1 pseudogene is annotated in these 237 nt (G+C 62.9%); it reads left to right on the forward strand.

The window, feature by feature from the left end:
* A pseudogene (locus G8O24_RS45535) lies at positions 1-237 on the forward strand (hypothetical protein); the annotation flags it as partial.

A 237-nucleotide genomic window follows, 5' to 3' on the forward strand; every position in this document is an offset into this window, starting at 1 on the left:
GGACCAATATCATCCTGACCCGCTACCGCGGCGATACGCGGAAAGAGAAGGACTATTTCGACCAGTTCAGGATGGCGCTCGACGCGGCCGATATCGCCCGGTCGATCGTCTTCGCGCTCGACCAGCCGCTGCCCTGGTTTGAGCGTTCCGGACATGATCGCCTCGCGCAGCTTTTGGGCGACCATCGCCCGGACGGTCGGGACGTCCTCGATGCGGAGTGTCGACTGCAATTCGGGA

Source organism: Bradyrhizobium campsiandrae (genome assembly GCF_014529705.1).
Taxonomy (GTDB): Bacteria; Pseudomonadota; Alphaproteobacteria; order Rhizobiales; family Xanthobacteraceae; genus Bradyrhizobium; species Bradyrhizobium campsiandrae.